The sequence below is a fragment of the Gilvimarinus gilvus genome, from assembly GCF_030518155.1.
GTDB classification, from domain to species: Bacteria; Pseudomonadota; Gammaproteobacteria; order Pseudomonadales; family Cellvibrionaceae; genus Gilvimarinus; species Gilvimarinus gilvus.
In genome coordinates this window covers 1-311 of record NZ_JAULRU010000401.1, presented here as the reverse complement: position 1 = coordinate 311, position 311 = coordinate 1, and the positions used below count along the sequence as shown (strand labels likewise).

At 51.8% G+C, this 311-nt stretch carries 1 protein-coding gene; it reads right to left on the bottom strand.

Features of this window, described 5'->3' with window-relative positions; all coding sequences use genetic code 11:
* A partial coding sequence (locus tag QWI17_RS06770; protein ID WP_302721764.1) for a site-specific integrase occupies window positions 1-311 on the bottom strand: 311 nt, incomplete at both ends.

Sequence of the window (311 nt, the reverse complement as noted above, 5' to 3'; positions counted from 1 at the left end):
AGACCCGACAACGAGTGTCTCAGGGAGTGAAACGATTGGTCGCCCCCAGAGGCCAGCCCCAGAGGTTCCCTTAGAGCCTCATTGAGCGGCTTGTTGAAATAATGTTCCTTTGCCTTGAACAGACGGCCTTCGTTGGCATTGACCCACTCAAGGAAGGTCTGAAGGGAGAACCCATAGGCCCCATCAACCAGAGGGACTTGTCTCACAGAGAAGCTATTCTTCAGGGTCTTGCCACCGTTCTCATCTTTGTTGATGTCGATAACGGTGATTCCGTCCACCTGCTTGATGTCCTCTTTGTTCAACTGGTAGAT